At 70.5% G+C, this 19,391-nt stretch carries 18 protein-coding genes; 7 read left to right on the top strand and 11 right to left on the bottom strand.

The genetic code is table 11. The features are described 5' to 3' along the window. Positions 1–25: 25 nt before the first annotated feature. From ACZ4N5_RS04140 to ACZ4N5_RS04120, 5 genes are all read right to left on the bottom strand, one after another. Positions 26–457, bottom strand: a complete 432-nt coding sequence (locus ACZ4N5_RS04140; protein WP_467755581.1) for an ATP-binding protein — start codon at positions 455–457, stop codon at positions 26–28. Between the two features lie 106 nt (positions 458–563). Then, positions 564–971 carry a (deoxy)nucleoside triphosphate pyrophosphohydrolase gene (locus tag ACZ4N5_RS04135; RefSeq protein WP_467755580.1) on the bottom strand — a complete coding sequence of 136 codons (408 nt, stop codon included), beginning with the start codon at positions 969–971 and terminating at the stop codon, positions 564–566. 45 nt (positions 972–1,016) lie between these two features. Then, a complete protein-coding gene (locus ACZ4N5_RS04130; RefSeq protein WP_266454873.1) occupies positions 1,017–1,199 on the bottom strand; it encodes an SPOR domain-containing protein in 183 nt (60 codons plus the stop codon). 429 nt (positions 1,200–1,628) lie between these two features. Continuing rightward, positions 1,629–2,381 (bottom strand): GntR family transcriptional regulator, encoded by a 753-nt coding sequence (locus ACZ4N5_RS04125; protein WP_467755579.1) that lies wholly within the window; start codon positions 2,379–2,381, stop codon positions 1,629–1,631. Between the two features lie 148 nt (positions 2,382–2,529). Then, on the bottom strand, positions 2,530–3,834 hold the full coding sequence (locus ACZ4N5_RS04120; protein WP_467755578.1) for a DUF4190 domain-containing protein: 1,305 nt from the start codon (positions 3,832–3,834) through the stop codon (positions 2,530–2,532). A gap of 149 nt (positions 3,835–3,983) precedes the next feature. On the opposite strand from ACZ4N5_RS04120, the gene ACZ4N5_RS04115 reads away from it, so the two are divergent. Beyond that, positions 3,984–5,090 (top strand): threonine synthase, encoded by a 1,107-nt coding sequence (locus ACZ4N5_RS04115; RefSeq protein ID WP_467755577.1) that lies wholly within the window; start codon positions 3,984–3,986, stop codon positions 5,088–5,090. A 226-nt stretch (positions 5,091–5,316) separates the two neighbouring features. On the opposite strand, the gene ACZ4N5_RS04110 is transcribed toward ACZ4N5_RS04115, so the two are convergent. The 3 genes from ACZ4N5_RS04110 to ychF form a co-directional block, all read right to left on the bottom strand. Next, complete coding sequence (locus ACZ4N5_RS04110) at positions 5,317–7,506, bottom strand: DEAD/DEAH box helicase (protein WP_467755576.1); 2,190 nt, start codon at positions 7,504–7,506, stop codon at positions 5,317–5,319. Between the two features lie 57 nt (positions 7,507–7,563). Next, positions 7,564–9,003: an ATP-binding protein gene (locus tag ACZ4N5_RS04105; protein WP_467755575.1), complete on the bottom strand. Its 1,440-nt coding sequence runs from the start codon at positions 9,001–9,003 to the stop codon at positions 7,564–7,566. 217 nt (positions 9,004–9,220) lie between these two features. Then, entirely contained in the window at positions 9,221–10,309 is a 1,089-nt protein-coding gene (gene ychF, locus ACZ4N5_RS04100; protein WP_467755574.1) for a redox-regulated ATPase YchF, read from the bottom strand. 305 nt (positions 10,310–10,614) lie between these two features. Here ychF and ACZ4N5_RS04095 point away from each other — a divergent pair, with 305 nt between their 5' ends. Further along, positions 10,615–11,082, top strand: a complete 468-nt coding sequence (locus ACZ4N5_RS04095) for a DUF6542 domain-containing protein (RefSeq protein ID WP_467755573.1) — start codon at positions 10,615–10,617, stop codon at positions 11,080–11,082. Positions 11,083–11,129: 47 nt separating this feature from the next. On the opposite strand, the gene ppgK is transcribed toward ACZ4N5_RS04095, so the two are convergent. Both ppgK and ACZ4N5_RS04085 read right to left on the bottom strand, forming a co-directional pair. Further along, on the bottom strand, positions 11,130–11,879 hold the full coding sequence (gene ppgK / locus ACZ4N5_RS04090; RefSeq protein WP_467755572.1) for a polyphosphate--glucose phosphotransferase: 750 nt from the start codon (positions 11,877–11,879) through the stop codon (positions 11,130–11,132). Between the two features lie 29 nt (positions 11,880–11,908). Continuing rightward, positions 11,909–12,922, bottom strand: coding sequence for a 4-hydroxy-3-methylbut-2-enyl diphosphate reductase (locus ACZ4N5_RS04085; protein WP_467755571.1), 1,014 nt, complete (start codon positions 12,920–12,922; stop codon positions 11,909–11,911). A 141-nt stretch (positions 12,923–13,063) separates the two neighbouring features. Between ACZ4N5_RS04085 and ACZ4N5_RS04080 the strand changes: the two genes are divergently transcribed. The 4 genes from ACZ4N5_RS04080 (at position 13,064) to ACZ4N5_RS04065 (ending at position 16,942) form a co-directional block, all read left to right on the top strand. Beyond that, positions 13,064–14,437 (top strand): APC family permease, encoded by a 1,374-nt coding sequence (locus ACZ4N5_RS04080; protein ID WP_467755570.1) that lies wholly within the window; start codon positions 13,064–13,066, stop codon positions 14,435–14,437. Between the two features lie 133 nt (positions 14,438–14,570). Continuing rightward, positions 14,571–15,779, top strand: a complete 1,209-nt coding sequence (xseA, locus tag ACZ4N5_RS04075; RefSeq protein ID WP_467755569.1) for an exodeoxyribonuclease VII large subunit — start codon at positions 14,571–14,573, stop codon at positions 15,777–15,779. Positions 15,780–15,788: 9 nt separating this feature from the next. Beyond that, a complete protein-coding gene (locus ACZ4N5_RS04070) occupies positions 15,789–16,034 on the top strand; it encodes an exodeoxyribonuclease VII small subunit (RefSeq protein ID WP_467755568.1) in 246 nt (81 codons plus the stop codon). A 317-nt stretch (positions 16,035–16,351) separates the two neighbouring features. Then, positions 16,352–16,942 (top strand): malonic semialdehyde reductase, encoded by a 591-nt coding sequence (locus ACZ4N5_RS04065; protein WP_261702278.1) that lies wholly within the window; start codon positions 16,352–16,354, stop codon positions 16,940–16,942. Positions 16,943–17,116: 174 nt separating this feature from the next. On the opposite strand, the gene ACZ4N5_RS04060 is transcribed toward ACZ4N5_RS04065, so the two are convergent. Then, complete coding sequence (locus tag ACZ4N5_RS04060) at positions 17,117–17,635, bottom strand: DUF4245 domain-containing protein (RefSeq protein WP_467755567.1); 519 nt, start codon at positions 17,633–17,635, stop codon at positions 17,117–17,119. 126 nt (positions 17,636–17,761) lie between these two features. On the opposite strand from ACZ4N5_RS04060, the gene glpX reads away from it, so the two are divergent. Further along, the gene (gene glpX / locus ACZ4N5_RS04055; protein WP_355847699.1) at positions 17,762–18,793 is read left to right on the top strand and encodes a class II fructose-bisphosphatase; all 1,032 of its coding nucleotides are present in this window, start codon (positions 17,762–17,764) and stop codon (positions 18,791–18,793) included. Positions 18,794–19,391: the final 598 nt, after the last annotated feature.

Genomic DNA, 19,391 nt, shown 5'->3' with positions numbered 1-19,391 from the left:
GTCGGGCATCCCGGGCCGCCGTGTCTCAGCCCGGCACGGCCAGTTCGAACCAGACGGTCTTGCCCGTGTCCGCGGGCCGGGTGCCCCAGCGCCGGCACGAGCCGGCCACGAGCTGGAGTCCGCGGCCGCTCTCGTCGGAGGTGTCGGCGGCCCGTTCACGGGGCGGGTCCGGCAGCGGGTCGGAGACCTCGACGCGCAGGGCGCCCTGCTCATCCTCGGGACGCACCAGCCGGACGCCGATCGGACCCGTCGCGTGCCGGAGCGAGTTCGTCACCAGTTCACTGACCAGCAGCGCGGCGATGTCGCCGAGGGAGTCGAGACCCCAATCGCGCAGCTGCCCCCGGACGACGGCACGGGCGGTGCGGACGGCACCGGGCTCCGCAGGAAAGGTCCACTCTGCGCAGTCGCCTTCGGTGTCGATCAAGCCGATCACTTCCCAGACCAGGAACCCACCCATGTCCGGTTTCGTGGGATTAATGGGCACATACCCGGTATCCGTGACGCTTTACCGCGCCGGGGGGCACACTATGGCGCGAACGGCGTACGAATCCGCACCTGGCTCATCACACGCCCTGAACGAGCCACGGCAGCGCGCCCTTGACCGCCGGTACGTCCTGATCCAGCCAGTCCACGTCCCAGATCTCTTCGGGGGTCAGCCAGCGCAGCTCGTCGTGATCCTGCAGGGCCCCGGGTTCGGCCGAGCCGGGCAGCAGCCGCGCGGCCCACACCACCAGGACGTATCCCGGCTTCAGGGGCCACTCGCCGGGGACACGCTCCAGCGCTTCCGCGTCGACGCCGAGCTCTTCGCGCAGTTCGCGCACGAGGGCGCGCTCGGGAGTCTCGCCGGGCTCGACCTTGCCGCCCGGCAGTTCCCAGCGCCCGGCGAGGTCGGGGGGTGCGCTGCGGCGGGCGGCGAGCAGGCGCCCGTCGCGCACCAGGGCGCCTCCGACCACCACGATCCGTTCCGTCATGCGCCGGAGCCTACGGGAGCGGGGCGGGGTCCCGGTCGGGATGGATCACCGGGTTCCGTTCTGCCCGATCCGCTCGACCCAGTAGAGCTGCTTGTGCCCGCGATCGTCGAGGCTGTCCGCGATCTTCTGGGCCTCGGCGCGGGTCGCGTACCTGCCGACGCGGTAGCGATTGCCGTTGTCGTCCTGCCGTATGACGAGCCAGGGAAGAGTGATCGTGCCGTCGTTCATCAAGCCCCTCCACTTCCCGCCCCGGGCCCCCGCCGAACCCCGCAATCCAAGGAAACCGCAATCCGCATATGCCCGAGCCTACGCCTAACCTTCACGCAGCGAATACGGCTTTACACAAAGAGGTACGCAACCGGCCAGTAGGGAACGGCGACCCGGGGGCGCACACCGCCGAACACGCCGCCCGCGACTCCTCGCGCGCCCTCGAACAGGGCGAAGTCCTTCCCCGGCCCGCCACTTGAGAAAGGCCAGATTCCAACCGAGGCCGCGGGCGCTCCCGTTGAGGCATCGGCAATCCCGGACCGGGACCACCGGTCATGGCGTCCGCCCGAAGGCCGGACGCCGCCGGACACCACGGACGCCATGCCGGACGTGCCGGACGCTATGGCGTATGAAATGCCGTACGAAATGCCGTACGAAGGTGACGCGCGGTCACTTCACCGGCAGGTGGTAGGCGATCCGGTACCGGTCCGCCGGGACCACCACGTCCGCCGTCTCCACCGGACGGCCCGAGGCGTAGAAGGTGCGCTGGATGACGACGACCACATGTCCCGGTACGCCGCCCAGCGCGAGGAGTTCCTCGGCGAGGCCGGGGCGCGCGCCCACCTCCTCGGTGACGTTGTCCACGATCACGTCGATGGCCGCCATCCGCTCGACGACGCCCATGCCGCCGAGCGGGCCCTCCTCGGGGAGCATGACCGGCGAACGCCCGGTGACGGCGAGCGGCTCCCACGATGTGGAGAGCATCATCGCCTCGCCGCCGTCGCGGTAGACGTAGTTCGTGCACATCACGCGGTCGCCGGGCTGGATGGCGAGCCGCTCGGCGATCGCGCCGCTCGCCTCGACCTGCCGGCTGTGGGACTCCCAGGTGCCGCGCACGGCGAGGTCGGCCTGCTCCTGACGGAAGGGGGTGGCGCCGCTGTCCGGCCGGTATCCGGAGCGGGCGACGCGACGCGGCACCGGCCGCTCCCGCACATAGGTGCCCGAACCCGAGCGGCCCTCGACCAGGCCCTCGGCCATGAGCACCTTGCGCGCTTCCAGAGCGACCGTGTCCGAGACGCCGTACTCCTCGCGGATTCTGGCCTGCGAGGGGAGTCGGGTGTGCGGTGGCAGCGAGCCGTCGACGATCTTCTTGCGGAGATCACCCGCGACACGCAAGTACGCCGGCTGCTCACCGAAAGTCACTTAGCCGCTCCCATCAGATTGTACAGACAGCAACAGCGTGGCAACCGTGGGTTGTGCCATGCAAGCAGAGGCCAGAGAATCACTCGATGTGATGACGCAAGCTCCTTGAGGGCATTACGCAGGCACTTTCTCCCCACTGTGGCCGCCGTCACACCTCGATTCGGCCGCCGCCTTCGCCACCGCTACCGCCGCCCCCGCCCTCGTCGTACTTCGGCGGGGTCGTCCCGAGCCCCAGAGCCTTGCGGGTGGTGACCGCCTTCTTGGGGTCGATGAGCTTCAGGGCCTTGTCGTAGTGCGCGTAGAAGGTGTCCACGTCGGGCGCGTCCGCGGCCTTCGCCCACTCCTTCGCCGAGAGGGCCATGTCCTTGGCCAGGGCGGCGACCCGTCCACGCGCGGCCGGCCCGAACCTGTGGGCGGGCAGCCCGTCCGCCTCCCACGCCACCGCCTCCGAGACACTGGCCGCCCATTTCTTGTAGCCGGGCAGATCGTCCTCGATGTACTCCGCGGCGGGCGCCGAGTCCAGAGCGTTGTCGATGGCCCGCGCCGAGCTCAGATAGGAGTACTGGTCGGGGTCCAACGTCAGCTGGTCATTGCGCAGGGAGCCCGTCAGGCTGCCGTTCTCGTCGGTGTTCCCGAACAGGCAGCTGACGGCGCGGTCGCCGCGGCGCCAGCTCTGCGACGTCGGCGTGAAGGAGTACACGTCGACGTCGTCCGGGACGGCCCAGGAGTCCATCGCGTACGTGTTCCGGAGCAGGTAGCACCGTTGGTCGGCGGCATCGGCGACCTTCTTGTCTCCCGGATAGCCGCCGTCGCCCATCTCGAAGTCCGCGAACACCTCGGCGTCGTGCTCGCCCGCGCACGGCACCTTGTCGACGTCGAACACCACGGCTCCCAGCGAGCCGCCGGGCGTGTCGAAGCACTCGCCCACCTCCAGCGAGAACGCGGTGCCTCCCGAGTCGTTCGCCGCGTCCCGGAAGCCGTCCCAGAAATCGCGCGCGCCCCCCGTGGCGACGACGAGCGCGAGCAGCACGACACCGATCGACGACATGACGATGCCGCCCACCGCCATTCCCTTGCCGCGCTCGCCACGCTTCTTGATCTGGACGAGCGCCACGATCCCGAGCACCAGCCCGACGGCGGGCAGGAAGCAGAGGATGCCGAGCACCAGCGCGGCGATCGCGAACCCGTTGAAGGGCACGGGCCGGTTGTACGGGGAGTAGCCCTGGCCCCAGGGCTGGTAGGGGCCCGCGTACGGGGACTGCTGATACGGCCCTTGCTGGTAGGGGCCTTGCGGAAAAGGCCCTTGGGGGTACGGAGCGTGCGGATACGGGGGCGGGTGGGCGCCGGGCGCCTCCGGAGCGCCGGGCGGTGTCTCCGGACCGCCCGGCGGTGTCCCTGGCGGCGGGTACTGCCCCTCGGGCTGCTGCGGGCCGGGCGGCGGGGGTATGGCCACGAGTTCCCTTGCTCCTCATCCACCTGCGGTGGAACGTGCGTACGACTGCCGAATGGCTGCGCGCATCGTAAGCGCGGCACAGCGGGGTCATGACAGCGGGCGTCCGGTCGTGACGCTCCGTCACTCACCGGCGCGTCTAACCTGCGCCTATGACTCCACTGCCGGACTGCTTCTGCCCGACGGACGGCACCCGTGTCCCCGCCGGCTCGCTCGCCTGGTGCTGCCCGGTCTGCCGCGGACCGCTCGATCTGGACTTCGCGCCGACGCCGGCTCCCCTCACTTCGCTCGCCGGGCGGGTGAACTCGCTGTGGCGGTACGCGGAGTGCCTGCCGCTGGCCGCCCCCACGGTCAGTCTCGGCGAGGGCCGCACCCCTCTGGTCCCGCTCCGCGACGGCGTCTCGGCCAAGCTCGACTTCCTTATGCCGACCCTGTCGTTCAAGGACCGCGGGGCGGTGCTGCTGGCCGAGCTGGCGCTGCGGCTCCAGCCCCGGCAGGTGCTCGCGGACAGCAGCGGCAACGCGGGCACGGCGGTCGCCGCGTACTGCGCGCGGGCCCAACTGCCCTGCACCGTGTACGTCCCCGAGGGCACCTCCGCGAAGAAGCTGGAGCAGATCGAGGCGCACGGGGCGCGGCTGCGGGTGGTCGAGGGCGACCGCGAGGCGACGGCACGCGCGGCACGTGAGGCGGCCGACGAGGACGGCGTGTTCTACGCCTCGCACGTCTTCAACCCGTACTTCCTGCACGGCACGAAGACCTACGTCCACGAACTCTGGGAGGACCTCGGCGGACGCCTGCCGGAGGTCGTCGTGGTGCCGGTCGGCAACGGCACGCTGCTCCTCGGCGCCGCCCTCGCCGTGGCCGAACTGCACGCGGCCGGGCTGATCGACCGCAGGCCCGCCCTGTACGCCGTCCAGTCCGCGGCGGTCGCCCCGCTGGCCCGTGCCTGGTCCGAGGGGGCCGACGACCTCGTCGGCGTCACCCCCATGGCGCCCACGTTCGCCGAGGGCATCGCGATCCCGCACCCGCTCCGGGCCCGCCAGATCCTGCGCGCGGTACGCGCCTCCGGGGGCACCTTCCTGACCGTGACGGAGGACCAGATCCGTCACGCGCAGACGGATCTCGCGGGACGCGGGCTGTACGTGGAGTCAACCGGGGTGGCCTGCTGGGCCGCGGTCCGGGAGGGCGTCCTGGGCCGGCGGGAGGCCGTGGTGCCGCTGTGCGGCGCCGGGGTGAAGACGGGAATGGCACAGGCCTGATCACACAGGCCTGATCACGCGGTGACCTTCGGCCACGCGGCCCGAGTGGGCATCAACAAGGTCGCGGCCGCGGTCGCCGCGAAGCCCGCTCGCGACCGTCGCCGGGATCCTCCTCGACCGGGCGACGCCGCCCGACCACCTGGGCACGGCGCGTCCGGCGATCCACTCAGCCGCCCGGCACACTCCCTGACCCCGGTCGATCAGAGCGCCACCACAGCGCCATGGCTCACACGGTCATACCCAGACGCGCCTGTTCCTCCTCGACGATCCGGCGGGCCAGCTCGGTGTCCGACACGTCGACCGCGTCCGGGGTGGCTTCGGCCACGGCGCTGCGGCGGGCATAGGCGTCGAAGAGGCGGGTCTTGTTCTCCAGCATCTTCACCATGCGTTCGTCCACTCCCCCGGTGGCGAGGAGCCGGTGCACACGAACCGGCCTGACCTGGCCCATCCGGTGGGCCCGGGCCACCGCCTGGTGTTCGATGGTCGGCTTGATCTGGGGTTCGCAGATGACGACGACCGAGGCGGCCTGGATATTGAGGCCGATGCCCGCCGCCTGGATCTGCGCCAGGAGCACCGCGGGGCCCGAGACGCCGGCGAAGTCGTCGACGATCTGCTGCCGCCGCCCGGCCGGGACACCCCCCGTGAGCGGACCGAACAGGGGAGTGCCGTCGGAGGTTCCAGCCGTGAGTTCTTCCTTCACCACGCCCAGTACGTCCTTGAAATTGGAGAAGACCACCGTCTTCTGCCCGTTCTCGCCGGCCTCCTGGACGATCTCCCGGAGCCGGTCCAGCTTGGCCGACTTCTCGGGGCGCATGTAGGCGGCCCTGCGCATCGCCATGAAGTTGCCCGCGCGCACGGCATCGCGGTATGCCTCCTCGTCCGACGCGCTCAACTCCTCCCACTCGTCGGTCCGCTGGAGACTGGGGAGTTCCGTCAGCACGTCCTCCTGGTTGCGTCGCAGGTAGACCGGGGCCACGGCCTTGCGGAAGGCGACCGATCCGGCCAGCGCGCCCCGTTCGCCCAGGGAGTCCGCGACGTCGCCGTCGAGCATCCGGACCAGGTCGCGGAACTCCATGACCCTGTTCTCCATCGGGGTTCCGGTCATGAAGAGGGCGCGCCCGCAGCGCTCCGCCCACAGGGCGACCGCCTGGGACCGCTTGGCCTTGGGGTTCTTCACGAAGTGCGCTTCGTCGACCACGAGCAGCCCGACCTCCCCGGCGCCCGGCGCGGGAAAACCGCGCAGCGCGTCGAACGTGGTCACCGCGACCCCGCCCCGCCCTTTCCAGTCGGCCAGGGCACGGTGGCGATCGGGGCCGTGGAGCACCATGACCCGAAGGGCGCTGCGGGCCTCGATCTCCCGTGTCCAGTTCACGAGGACGCTCACCGGGCAGACGACCATGAAGTGGCTCTGCCCCTCGCCGGCCAGGTGGGCCAGCACGGCGATCGCCTGGATGGTCTTCCCGAGGCCCATCTCGTCGCCGAGTATCACCTTGCGCTGGGCGAGCGCGAACTGCGCGCCGAACGCCTGGTAGCCGCGCAGGGAGACCCGCCGGTGCGCGTCGTCGAGGTGTTGCTTCCGCACCCGCTCGGCAATCTCGTCCGGCAGGAAGCCCTCGGCGGCGGCCGGGTCCGGCAGGTGTTCGGAGATCTCGGCGAGCAGGCTGTAGTACTCGGCGGAACGGAATTCGAAGTCCACCCAGGCCGCGATGTCGGACGAAGGCCCTCGGAGCAGGTCCACCGATGTCTGGGCAAGCAGCCCGGGCAGGCCCGCCCGCTCCGCCTCGTCCACCAGCGACCGGATCTCGGTGACCGCGGCCAGCGCGCGAGTCTTCTTCTCCTGGCGCGCCAGAAGCATCCGGAACCGTCCAGCGGCGGGCCTGGCGTCGGCGAGCAACGGGCCGAGCCGTTCCGACAGGACGGCGGCCCGGCCGACCGCACGGCGAGCGTCCGGGCCGGCCTCCACCAGTACGTGCAGGGCCCGGACGAGCGCGGTGGTGCCCGGCTCCGGCCGGTCCACGTCGATGTGGACGGCGACGGTCTCGTGCACGGCCTCGGCGAGCCGACGGGCGGCGGCGAGCATCTGGTCGACGGTGCGCTGCCCGACACCGGGGATCTGCCTCAACCGGTAGGGGCCCGCTTCGAGAACACCGCCCACGGTGCGCAGCCTGCTCTTCTCCAAGCTCCCCAGCCGCAGCCGCCCTTCGGTGACGTCCTGCAGTCGGGCGACAGGGATGGCGTCGAGCTCCCGCTTGACCGCCGCGTCGTGAATCGGCTTCAGTGCCGCCCGTACCGCCTCCACCGCCGCTCCGTGGTCACCGACCACGGTCCGCGCCGCCTCGTACAGTCGCGCTCCCCGCGCGACCCTGTCCCGCTCGCCACGCCCCACACTTCCCGCCCCTCCTCGCCCTCCCCGCATCCTCCCACCGCGAGGACAGGGCCCCGACGGACGTTCTCGGGGCCCTGCGGAGTTCCGCTAACGGGACTGCCAGGCCCGAACGAGGTCCTCCGGTCCCCAGTGCGCGGTCAGCGGCAGATCATCGGCCACCCCGCAGCGGGAGACCGCGATCAGCGGAGTGTGCGGGGCGGTCCCGGGGACGGCGAGCATGTCGCGTACCAAGGCGTCGTACTCATGACGGCCGAACGGCTGGGTCTCCAGCCACTTGACCGATCCGACGAAGTGCACTTGCTGGGCCGCCGGTTCGCGGTCCGCACCGACGAGATCGATCTCGGGGTTGTTCCGACGGTTCCACCAACCGCCGATGGCCTCGGTCTCGGGCCACTCGTCATCGGGCATCAGCCGCAGCAAGGACGCGCGGATCAGTGGCTCGACCGCCCGCCCGCGCCAGGTGGTCCATGACCGCTCGATGCGTTCCATCGCCAAGTCACCGCGGCCACGCTCGATCAGCGGGATCGCGCGCGCCAGAAAGGCCAACCAGAACCGCAGATACGGGTCGGCGATCCGGTAGCGCTTGTTCTTGCTGTCCGGCTTGACGGACAGGGGGAGATCGGCGGCCAGGACTCCCTTGGCCTGCAGCATGGTCAGCAGCGGGGACAGCGTGCCGGACGGCAGGGCGCCGGCGCCACCGACCCGGGCCGCGATCGCGCTGAACGTGCGCTCACCGCTGCCGACCGCTTCCAGTACGGCCCGTGCATGCGAAGTCTCGGGGAACTCGCCCAGCAGGGACAGCTCGCCGGCCACCAGCAGGGGCGAGAGAGGATTGGCGACCGAGGCCCGCAAGAACGCCGTACGCCCCATTCCCGGTCGCCAGGACTGCACGATCTCGGGGAATCCGCCCGTGATCAACTGGGCGTCGACGGCTGCTGCGGCGTCGAGCTCGGTCATGGCCTGCACGTCGGCCAGGTTCAGGGGACGGACGGTCATTTTCGCCGCCCGGCCGAAGAAAGGGCGCCCGTACGACTGCAGTGCCTCCATCACCGATGTATCGCTGCCGACCAGCAGCAGGAGTACGGGCTTGGAAGAGAGGTGGCGGTCCCAGACGGTTTGGAGCGCGCCCTCGAATTCCTGATCCTGCTCGACCAGCCAGGGCACCTCGTCGATCACCGCGATGCTGGGTGAGTCATCGGGTACCGCGAGCGCCAGCGAGCGCAGGGCCTGGTTCCAGTCCTGCGCCTGGAGGCCGGCGATCAGCTCCGCCCCCGGCAGTGGAGACTGCGCGAGGGTCGCGACGAAGTCGGCGCGCTCCGTCACGGGGTTACGCCCCCGGGTGGCCTGGAACACCACGTACGGCGCTCCCGAGCGGTCGCAGAACTCCTGGACCAGCCGCGACTTCCCCACGCGGCGCCGACCGGTCATGATCACAGCCCGCCCTCGAGTGGCTCCACCACCCTCTGCCACCGTCCGGTACTGCTCGGCCAGCAGCTCAAGATCTCCAGCCCGGCCCTGGAACTCCACGACACACCCCCAGGGTGAAACGTAGATAGATTCTTACGTAGATTGAATCTTACTTCACCTCGGACGGCCAGGCGGAGGAGCGGCGCGTACGGAGGTGACTGCGGGATTTCCCGACACCATCCCGGCACGGGGAAGAACAAAGGGCCCGACCCCGAAGGACCGGACCCCACCTGACCGCATGTTTGCCAGACCGCCAACGTGGCGTTGTTCCATCCGCTCACACGTTGAAGCGGAACTCCACCACGTCGCCGTCCTGCATGACGTACTCCTTGCCCTCCATGCGGGCCTTGCCCTTGGCGCGGGCCTCGGCGACCGAGCCCGTCTCGACCAGGTCGGCGAAGGAGATGACCTCGGCCTTGATGAAGCCCTTCTGGAAGTCGGTGTGGATGACACCGGCGGCCTCGGGGGCGGTGGCGCCCTTCTTGATCGTCCAGGCGCGGGATTCCTTGGGGCCTGCCGTCAGGTAGGTCTGCAGGCCGAGGGTGTTGAAGCCGACGCGGGCCAGCGTGGCGAGCCCGGGCTCCTCGGCGCCCACCGACTCCAGGAGCTCCATGGCGTCCTCCTCGTCGAGCTCGGCGAGGTCCTGCTCCAGCTTGGCGTTGAGGAAGATCGCCTCGGCGGGGGCGACCAGGGCGCGCTGCTCGGCCTTGAAGTCGTCGTCGACCAGCTCGTCCTCGTCCACGTTGAAGACGTACAGGAACGGCTTGGTGGTGAGCAGGTGCAGGTCGTGCAGCAGCTCCTCGTTGCCGGAGCCCTGCACGATGCCCACGGAGAAGAGCGTGTCGCCCTTCTCCAGGATCTCCTTGGCCGCCTCGACCGCCGCGACCTTGGGCACGACGTCCTTCTTGATGCGCGACTCCTTCTGGAGGCGCGGCAGGACCTTCTCGATCGTCTGGAGGTCGGCGAGGATCAGCTCGGTGTTGATCGTCTCGATGTCGTCCTTGGGCGAGACCTTGCCGTCGACGTGCACGACGTTCTCGTCCTTGAAGGCACGGATGACCTGGCAGATCGCGTCCGACTCACGGATGTTCGCGAGGAACTTGTTGCCCAGGCCCTCGCCCTCGGAGGCGCCCTTCACGATGCCGGCGATGTCGACGAAGTCGACGGTCGCCGGGAGGAGGCGCTGCGAGGAGAAGATCTCGGCCAGCTTGGTGAGACGGGCGTCGGGGACGCCGACCACACCGACGTTGGGCTCGATCGTGGCGAACGGGTAGTTGGCCGCGAGCACGTCGTTCTTGGTCAGGGCGTTGAACAGGGTCGACTTGCCGACATTGGGCAGACCGACGATTCCGATCGTGAGCGACACGTTGCGACTTCCCGTACGAGAGGATGGGCGAAGGGCCCTCCAGGAGAGCGGGCCGATCCACCAGTCTACGGCGTGAGCCGGCCCCGGCCCGCGAGGTATCGAACGCATGGCCAAGCTCTTTCCACGGCCTCGCCTTCGGCTGGTCTCCGGCGTGTCCGATGAGCCATTCCACACATAAAACGACCTAAGTTGGTCCAGTGGAGCAACACAGGACGCGTCCCCCTCAGTACAGACCGCGACGCGGCGCACCCGTTCCGGCGCAGGCCGGGCGGGCGGCGGGCGGCGGTGTCCGACGGGATGCCCCGGTGGCGCGGCGACCCCCACCCGCGGGCGTCGGGGAGACGCGCCGGACGTCGCGTCCGAGGCTGACCGGGCTCGGCGGCGGGCTGTTCTGCGGCGCGTTCATGTTCGCGCTCGCCTGCCTCGACCACCTGCTGTTCGGCGGATCGCCGACGGTGTACGGGGTGCTGTTTCTGCCGGTGTGCGTGCTGACCGCGCTGTGGGTGCGGCCCGGTGACCTGGTGACCGCCCCCGTGGTCGTACCGATCGCCTTCACCTTCGGGATGCTGCCGATCGCCGACAGCGGAGGCGGCATCGGCGGCCGCTTCATGGGCCTGGTCACCGGCCTCGCCCTGCAGGCCGGCTGGCTGTACGGCGGGACACTGGTCGCGGTCCTCGTCGTGACCGTCCGCAGGGTCCGCCTGATGAGCCGCCGGGCCGCCCGGCGACGGGCGCAGGCGCGGGGCCTGCCGCCCGACAGACAGGCCCGCTGACCCTCTCGTACCGTCGCCCGCCCGTACCCTCGCGGGCGGCCGCGCCGCTAGTGAGCGAGCTGCGCCGCTCGCATCGCCGCGCCCACGATCCCCGCGTTGTTCTGGAGCTGCGCCGGGACGATCTCCGCCTTGATGTCCTCGATCAGCGGCAGGAACTTGTCGGCCTTGCGGCTGACGCCGCCGCCGATGATGAAGAGTTCAGGGGAGAAGAGCATCTCGACATGCGCGAGGTACTTGGTGACGCGGCGCGCCCAGTGCTCCCACGTCAGTTCATTGTCGTCCTTGGCCTTGGTGGAGGCCCGCTTCTCGGCTTCGTGGCCGTGCAGTTCCAGGTGCCCCAGCTCGGTGTTCGGGACCAGTTCGCCGTCGATGAAGAGGGCGCTGCCGATGCCGGTGCCGAAGGTGAGCAGGATGACCGTGCCTCTACGGCCCTTCCCGGCGCCGAACTCCATCTCGGCGACACCCGCCGCGTCCGCGTCGTTCAGCACGGTCACCGGCAGACCGCCCAGCCGCTCACCGAGCAACGCGCGCGCGTCGGTGTCGATCCAGGCCTTGTCGACATTGGCCGCCGTACGGATGGTGGAACCACCGGTCACCACACCGGGGAACGTGATGCCCACCGGGCCCGTCCAGCCGAAGTGACCGATGACTTCCTTCACGCCGTCGGCCACCGCGTCGGGCGTCGCGGGTTGCGGAGTGAGCACCTTGAAGCGCTCCTCCGCCAGGTCCCCGCGATCAAGGTCCACAGGGGCACCCTTGATCCCGGATCCGCCAATGTCCACACCGAAGATCTTCATGGACCCACGTTACGTCGTCCGACTGACCGTCACTTCCCGGGCGTACCGCCGGTGCGCTCCGCCACCAGCGCGGCAGCCTCGGCACGCAGATCGCGGCGCAGCTCCTTGGGGAGCGAGAAGGTGATGGACTCCTCGGCGGCCTTGACGATCTCCACGTCCTCGAAGCCGCGCTCGGACAGGAACTCCAGGACCTGCTCGACGAGGATCTCGGGGACGGAGGCGCCGGAGGTGACACCGACCGTGCTCACGCCCTCCAGCCACGCCTCGTCGATCTCGCCGGCGAAGTCCACGAGGTAGGCCGCGCGGGAGCCGGCCAGCTTGGCGACCTCGACCAGGCGCACCGAGTTGGAGGAGTTGCGGGATCCGACCACGATGACCAGCTCGGCCTCCGCACCCATCTGCTTCACGGCGAGCTGGCGGTTCTGCGTGGCGTAGCAGATGTCGTCGCTCGGCGGGGAGATGAGGAGCGGGAACTTCTCCTTCAGGGCGTCGACCGTCTCCATGGTCTCGTCGACCGAGAGGGTGGTCTGGGAGAGCCAGACGACCTTGGAAGGGTCGCGGACCTCGACCTTGGCGACATCCTCGGGGCCGTCGACCAGGGTGATGTGGTCGGGCGCCTCTCCAGAGGTGCCGATGACCTCTTCGTGGCCCTCGTGCCCGATGAGGAGGATGTCGAAGTCCTCGCCCGCGAAGCGGACGGCTTCCTTGTGGACCTTGGTCACCAGGGGGCACGTCGCGTCGATGGTGGCGAGCCTGCCGGCGGCGGCCTCGTCGTGGACGACGGGGGACACGCCGTGCGCCGAGAACATGACGATGGACCCCTCGGGGACCTCCGCCGTCTGCTCGACGAAGATCGCGCCCTTCTTCTCCAGGGTCTGCACGACGTACTTGTTGTGCACGATCTCGTGACGGACATAGATCGGGGCCCCGTACTGCTCAAGGGCCTTCTCGACGGCGATCACGGCGCGGTCCACGCCCGCGCAGTAGCCACGGGGGGCGGCGAGCAGGACACGGCGGCCAGGCGAAGCAGTCATGCCCCCCATCGTAAGGCCGCGCCCGTCAGGCCAAGGATCGCCTCCTTGGAGAGGTCGGGGATCTCCTGTTGGAGAGGTGGGTGATCGCCTGCTCGGAGAGACTGTGGGGAGCCGAAGGGGTGGGGCCGGGCGCGATCCTCGGGAGATGCCATGTCCGACAGGCAGGCCACCGCCGGTACGGCCTCGGCCGGACACGGACTGCGGCGCAGCCTCGGCTTCCGGGACCTGGTCGTCTACGGGCTGCTGTTCATCGCCCCGATGGCGCCGGTCGGGGTCTTCGGGACCCTGGACGCGAAATCGCACGGGGCGGTCGCGCTGGTCTACCTCGTCGCCACGGTCGCCATGGCGTTCACCGCCTTCAGCTACGCCCAGATGGTCCGGGTGGTCCCCCGGGCGGGTTCGGTGTTCGCCTACGCGCGCGCGGGGCTCGGCAAGGAGGCCGGGTTCATCGCGGGGTGGATGGTGATGCTGGACTATCTGCTCATTCCGGCGGTGGCCTATCTGTTCTCCGGGATCGCGATGAACTCGCTGGTCCCGGAGGTTTCCCGGTGGGTGTGGACCACGCTCGCCGTCGTCGTCACGACGTTCCTCAACCTCTGGGGGGTCCGCACGGCGGCGCGGGTCGGCTTTCTGGTGCTCGCGATGGAAATCGCGGTCCTTCTTGTCTTCGTCGTGTCGGCGGCCGTGGTGCTCGCGCGCGACGGGACGCACCGCGACTGGCTGTCCCCGCTGTCGGGTGACGGGACACAGGGCGCGTTCGCGCTGTCGGCGGTCATCGGCGCCGTCTCGGTCGCCGTCCTCTCCTTCCTGGGCTTCGACGCGATCGCCTCCTTCGCCGAGGAGGTCACGGGCGGTTCGGAGAAGGTGGCCCGCGCGGTGCTGTTCTGTCTGGCGCTGGCGGGTGTGCTGTTCGTGGCGCAGACCTACCTGGTGGCGCTGCTGGAGCCGCTGTCGTCCGCGCGGCTCGCGACCGACCCCGTCCTGCAGGGTTCGGCCTTCTACGACGCCGTGGACGCCTCCGTCGGTTCGTGGCTGCACAACCTGGTGGCCGTCAGCAAGGCGATCGGCGCGGCCTTCGCGGCGCTGGCCGGGCAGGCCGCGGCCGGACGTCTCGTCTTCGCGATGGCCCGCGACCGGCGGCTGCCGCGGGCGCTGGCGCGGACCGACTCCGGGGTGCCGCGGGCTGCCCTGCTGTGCGCGGCGGTGATCACGCTGGTCGCCGCGGTCTGGGCGGCGCGCCGCGACGACGGCCTCGACAAGCTGGTCTCGGTGGTCGACATCGGCGCGCTGACCGCGTTCACGCTGCTGCACGCGTCGGTGGTGGGCTGGTTCGCCGTACGGCACCGGGGCGGTCCTGTGGTGTGGTGGCGGCACGTCCTCATTCCCGTACTGGGCGCCGCGATCACCGTCGCGGTGATCGTCGAGGCGTCGGGAACGGCCCAGGTGGTGGGTCTCGTCTGGCTGGCGGTGGGGCTGGTGGTGCTGCTCGCCCAGCGCGGGCGGGCCGGGTCCGAGGCCGGGTAGCGGCTGTCCCGGGGCCGGCGTCACGGGCGCACACCCGCTCCGGACGGCCGAGGTCACGTCGCCGGGGGCCGGACCGCGCTGACCCGTGCCGCGCGTGCCGGCGTTGTCGGTGGTGGCCACTACGCTCGGGCGCATGGCTCTCAACACGTCCGCGGACGCTCCGCTGCCCGTCGGAGAGGTGTCACGGCTCATCGGGGGATGGATCGACCGGCTCGGCGCGGTGTGGGTCGAGGGGCAGATCACCCAGTTGTCGCGGCGCCCCGGCGCGGGCGTCGTCTTCCTGACGCTGCGCGACCCGTCGTACGACATCTCGGTGGGCGTGACCTGCTACCGGCAGGTCTTCGACGCGGTCGCCGACGTGGTGAGCGAGGGCGCCCGGGTGGTGGTCCACGCCAAGCCGGAGTGGTACGCGCCGCGCGGGCAGCTGTCCCTGCGGGCCGCCGAGATCAAGCCGGTGGGGGTGGGCGAGCTCCTCGCCCGGCTCGAGCAGCTGAAGAAGTCGCTGGCGGCCGAGGGACTGTTCGCGGCCGAGCGCAAGAAGGCGCTGCCGTTCCTGCCGCAGCTCATCGGGCTGGTGTGCGGGCGGGCGTCGGCGGCCGAGCGGGACGTGCTGGAGAACGCGCGGCACCGCTGGCCCGCCGTCCGCTTCGAGGTGCGCAATGTCGCCGTGCAGGGCGTCCACGCCGTACCGCAGGTCTTGCAGGCCGTGAAGGAGCTGGACGCGCTAGACGAGGTCGACGTGATCATCGTGGCGCGCGGCGGCGGCAGCGTCGAGGATCTGCTGCCGTTCTCCGACGAGCAGCTCATCCGCGCGGTCGCGGCCTGCCGTACGCCCGTCGTGTCGGCCATCGGGCACGAGCCCGACAACCCGCTGCTCGACCATGTGGCCGACCTGCGGGCGTCCACACCGACCGACGCGGCCAAGAAGGCCGTGCCGGACGTCGGCGAGGAGTACGAGCGGGTGCGGTTCCTGCGGGACCGTGCGCGGCGCTGCGTCCAGTCGTTCCTCGACCGCGAGGAGCGCGGCCTCGCGCACACGCTGGCCCGGCCCTCGATAGAGGATCCGCACCGGATGATCGACGAGCGGGCGGACCAGGTCGCCGCCCTGCTCGACCGGGGCCGGCGCACCGTCGGGCATCTCCTGGACCGCGCGGACTCGGAGCTGACGCACACCCACGCGCGCGTGGTGGCCCTCTCCCCCGCCGCGACGCTCCAGCGGGGGTACGCGGTGCTGCAGAAAGCCGACGGTCATGTGGTCCGGGACCCGGCCGAGGTGGCGGCGGACGAGACGCTGCGGGCGCGGGTCGCCGAGGGTGAATTCACGGTTCGAGTCGATGCATAGGGTGGGCGAATGACCAGCAAGGTGGACGAGGCGCTCGGGTACGAGCAGGCACGGGACGAGCTGATCGAGGTCGTACGCCGCCTGGAGGCGGGTGGTACGACCCTGGAGGAGTCCCTGGCGCTCTGGGAGCGGGGCGAGGAGCTGGCCAAGGTGTGCCGGCGCTGGCTGGAGGGCGCGCGGGCCCGCCTGGACGCGGCCCTGGCCGAGGAGGAGTCCCAGGGAGAGGACACCGGCTCCGGTTCCGGTTCCGAGTGACGGGCCGCTCCGAGTAACGGGGCACTCCGGGTAACGGACCGCTCCGAGTAACGGCCTACAGCGGCCGACAGCCGCCGCGGCCGGCTCTGGTGGGGACCGGCCGCCGTCGTGAAGTGGGGCGGCTCCAAAGCGAGGCGACTGTGCGGTGGGGGCTGTGCGACAGCCGGCTGCGCGGTGAGGCGACTTTTTCGAACCCCTGTATCTGTGAAGCGGATCACGACGCCCCGGTTTTCGTTGAACTTTAAACCTCTTCGTCGTACTGTCGTACTCGCCAGCAGATCCCCCGGGATCCACCGCACATACCGAGAAGGTTCTTCATGTCTCTCGTCCTTGACCCCACCGCTCAGGACCTGCTGTTCCGCGAGGCCCGCACCGCGAACACGTTCACCGACGAGCCGGTGACCGACGAGCAGGTGCAGGCGATCTACGACCTGGTCAAGTACGGTCCGACCGCCTTCAACCAGTCGCCGCTGCGCATCACCCTGGTCCGCTCCCCCGAAGCCCGTGAGCGCCTCGTGCAGCACCTCGCCGAGGGCAACCGGGCGAAGACCGCCGCCGCCCCGCTGGTCGCGATCCTCGCCGCGGACAACGAGTTCCACGAGGAGCTGCCGACGCTGCTCCCCCACTTCCCCGCCGCCAAGGACCTCTTCTTCTCCGAGCGCCCGGTCCGCGAGGGTGCCGCCGCGATGAACGCCGCCCTCCAGGCCGCGTACTTCATCATCGGCGTCCGTGCCGCAGGCCTCGCCGCGGGCCCGATGACCGGCGCCGACCTCGCCGGTATCCAGAAGGAGTTCCTGGACGACGACCACACCCCGCTGATGATCGTCAACATCGGCAAGCCGGGCGAGGACGCCTGGTTCCCGCGCTCCCCGCGCCTGGACGCCGACCAGGTCATCACGACCGTCTGACCAGCGGCTCCACCGGCACCACCAGCAGCACCGTTCGACCCTGCACCTGCATGAGAAGGCCCCCCGGCGCTACGGCCGGGGGGCCTTCTCATATGTATGCGGGATCTGGCGTATGCGGGACCTACGACTGTACGGCCGCGGGGTCTACGACCGCGGGATCTACGGCCGCGGGGTCTACGACGTCTTCAGGGCCTGCGCCATCTTCACCAGCGTGCCGAACGACCCGGTGCCGGTCACCACGGTCGTGGAGCCCTTGCCCTCCAGGACGAGGGCGTCGTAGTGGTCGCCCTCGTAGCGCTGCCAGGTCCGGTCGCCGATGCGCTGGGTGGCCTTCGTCTGCCGCGCACCCTGGCTCGCCGCGTCGATGAACACGGCCGGCCGCTGAGTGGACTGCTCGACCGCCACGTACTGACCGTCGGGGGCCTGGAAGCCCAGATGCCAGGCGTCGAACTCGCTGCCGTCGTACCGCACCGACGTCGCCTTCCACGCCGAGGGCAGACCCTCGGGCGCCGCCACCGGATAGCTCGCCGCGCGCCGAGCCGTCAGCAGCTCGACGCGGTAGTCGACACGCTGGAGATCGGGCTTGGAGTCGTCATGCGGGATGAAGATGTAGATAACGCCCGCCATGAGCCCGATGAGGCCCAGGGAAAGAATCATGTCCCGGACCGACTGCTTGCCTTTCATACCTGCCACGGACCTATCGTCGCAGGTGCCCTGGCCTGCTCATCCGTGGGCCCCCCTGCTCATTTTGTAAGCCTGGCGATAGAGTCGGGACATCACCCTCATCCGGCCGTCGTCGTATCAGAAAGGTGCGTGTCGATGACCGAGCATCATCTGCCCTCCGAACTCGAAGTCCCGTCGGAAGCCCCCGACCGGAACCTCGCCCTCGAACTCGTCCGCGTCACCGAGGCCGCCGCGATGGCCGCGGGCCGCTGGGTCGGCCGCGGCGACAAGAACGGCGCCGACGGCGCCGCCGTCCGGGCCATGCGCACCCTCGTCTCCACCGTCTCGATGAACGGCGTCGTCGTCATCGGCGAGGGGGAGAAGGACGAGGCCCCGATGCTCTTCAACGGGGAGCGCGTGGGCGACGGGACCGGCCCCGAGTGCGACATCGCCGTCGACCCGATCGACGGAACCACGCTCACCGCCAAGGGCATGACGAACGCGATCGCCGTGCTGGCCGCCGCCGACCGCGGCACCATGTTCGACCCGTCCGCGGTCTTCTACATGGACAAGCTGGTCACCGGCCCGGAGGCCGCCGACTTCGTCGACATCAACGCCCCCGTGTCGGTGAACATCCGCCGGGTCGCCAAGGCCAAGCGGGTCACGCCCGAGGACGTCACCGTCGTCATCCTCGACCGGCCGCGCCACGACGGGATCATCAAGGAGATCCGGGACACCGGCGCGCGCATCAAGCTGATCTCCGACGGCGATGTCGCGGGCTCCATCCTCGCGCTGCGCGAGGGCACTGGCATCGATCTGCTGCTCGGCATCGGCGGCACGCCCGAGGGCATCATCTCGGCCTGCGCCGTCAAGTGCCTCGGCGGCACCATCCAGGGCAAGCTGTGGCCCAAGGACGACGAGGAGCGGCAGCGGGCGGTCGACGCCGGGCACGACCTCGACCGCGTCCTGACCACCAGCGACCTGGTCTCCGGCGAGAACGTCTTCTTCGTCGCGACCGGAATCACCGACGGCGAGCTGCTGCGCGGAGTGCGCTACCGCTCCGAGACCGCGACGACCGAGTCGATCGTGATGCGGTCCAAGTCCGGAACGGTCCGCCAGATCACGTCGGAGCACCGGCTGAGCAAGCTGCGTGCGTACAGCGCGATCGACTTCGATCGCGCCAAGTAGGACCGCCGGCCGCACGCGGCCGGGCGCCGCGAGGCGCGAAAGGGGCGCCCCTTGTGCGGAGGGGCGCCCCTTTTTCCTGCGCTCGCGCCGACCGGCGTCGAGACCCGCCTGTCAGCCCGGCTGCCGCGCGCGGGCAAGCCCGGCAGCGGGAGCCAGTCGACTCCCGCGTGCGCGCGACCAAGACCGGCAGCCATACGGCCGGTGCCGAGGCCCGCTCGGCGGCCCGGCGTCGAGACCCGCCTGTCAGCCCGGCTCCCCACACGCGGCCAAGCCCGGCAGCCATACGGCGCGCGAGTCGACCCACGCCGAGACCCGCTCGGCGGCCGGCTTCCCTGCGCGGGAGCCAGTCGGGTTCCACGCGCGCAGGCAAGCCCGGCAGCCGATCGCGTGCGAGTCAACCCGCGTCAAAGCCCGCTCGGCGGCCTGGCGTCGAGGCCCGCCTGTCAGCCCGGCTTCCACGCGCGCGGGCAAGCCCGGCAGCCGTGCGTGCGAGTCGGCCGGCGCCGAGACCCGCTCGGCGGCCGGCTTCCCTGCGCGGGAGCCAGTCGGGTTCCACGCGCGCAGGCAAGCCCGGCAGCCGATCGCGTGCGAGTCAACC

The sequence above is a fragment of the Streptomyces sp. NPDC026500 genome (genome assembly GCF_055567635.1).
This window is presented reverse-complemented; position numbering and strand designations above follow the sequence as displayed.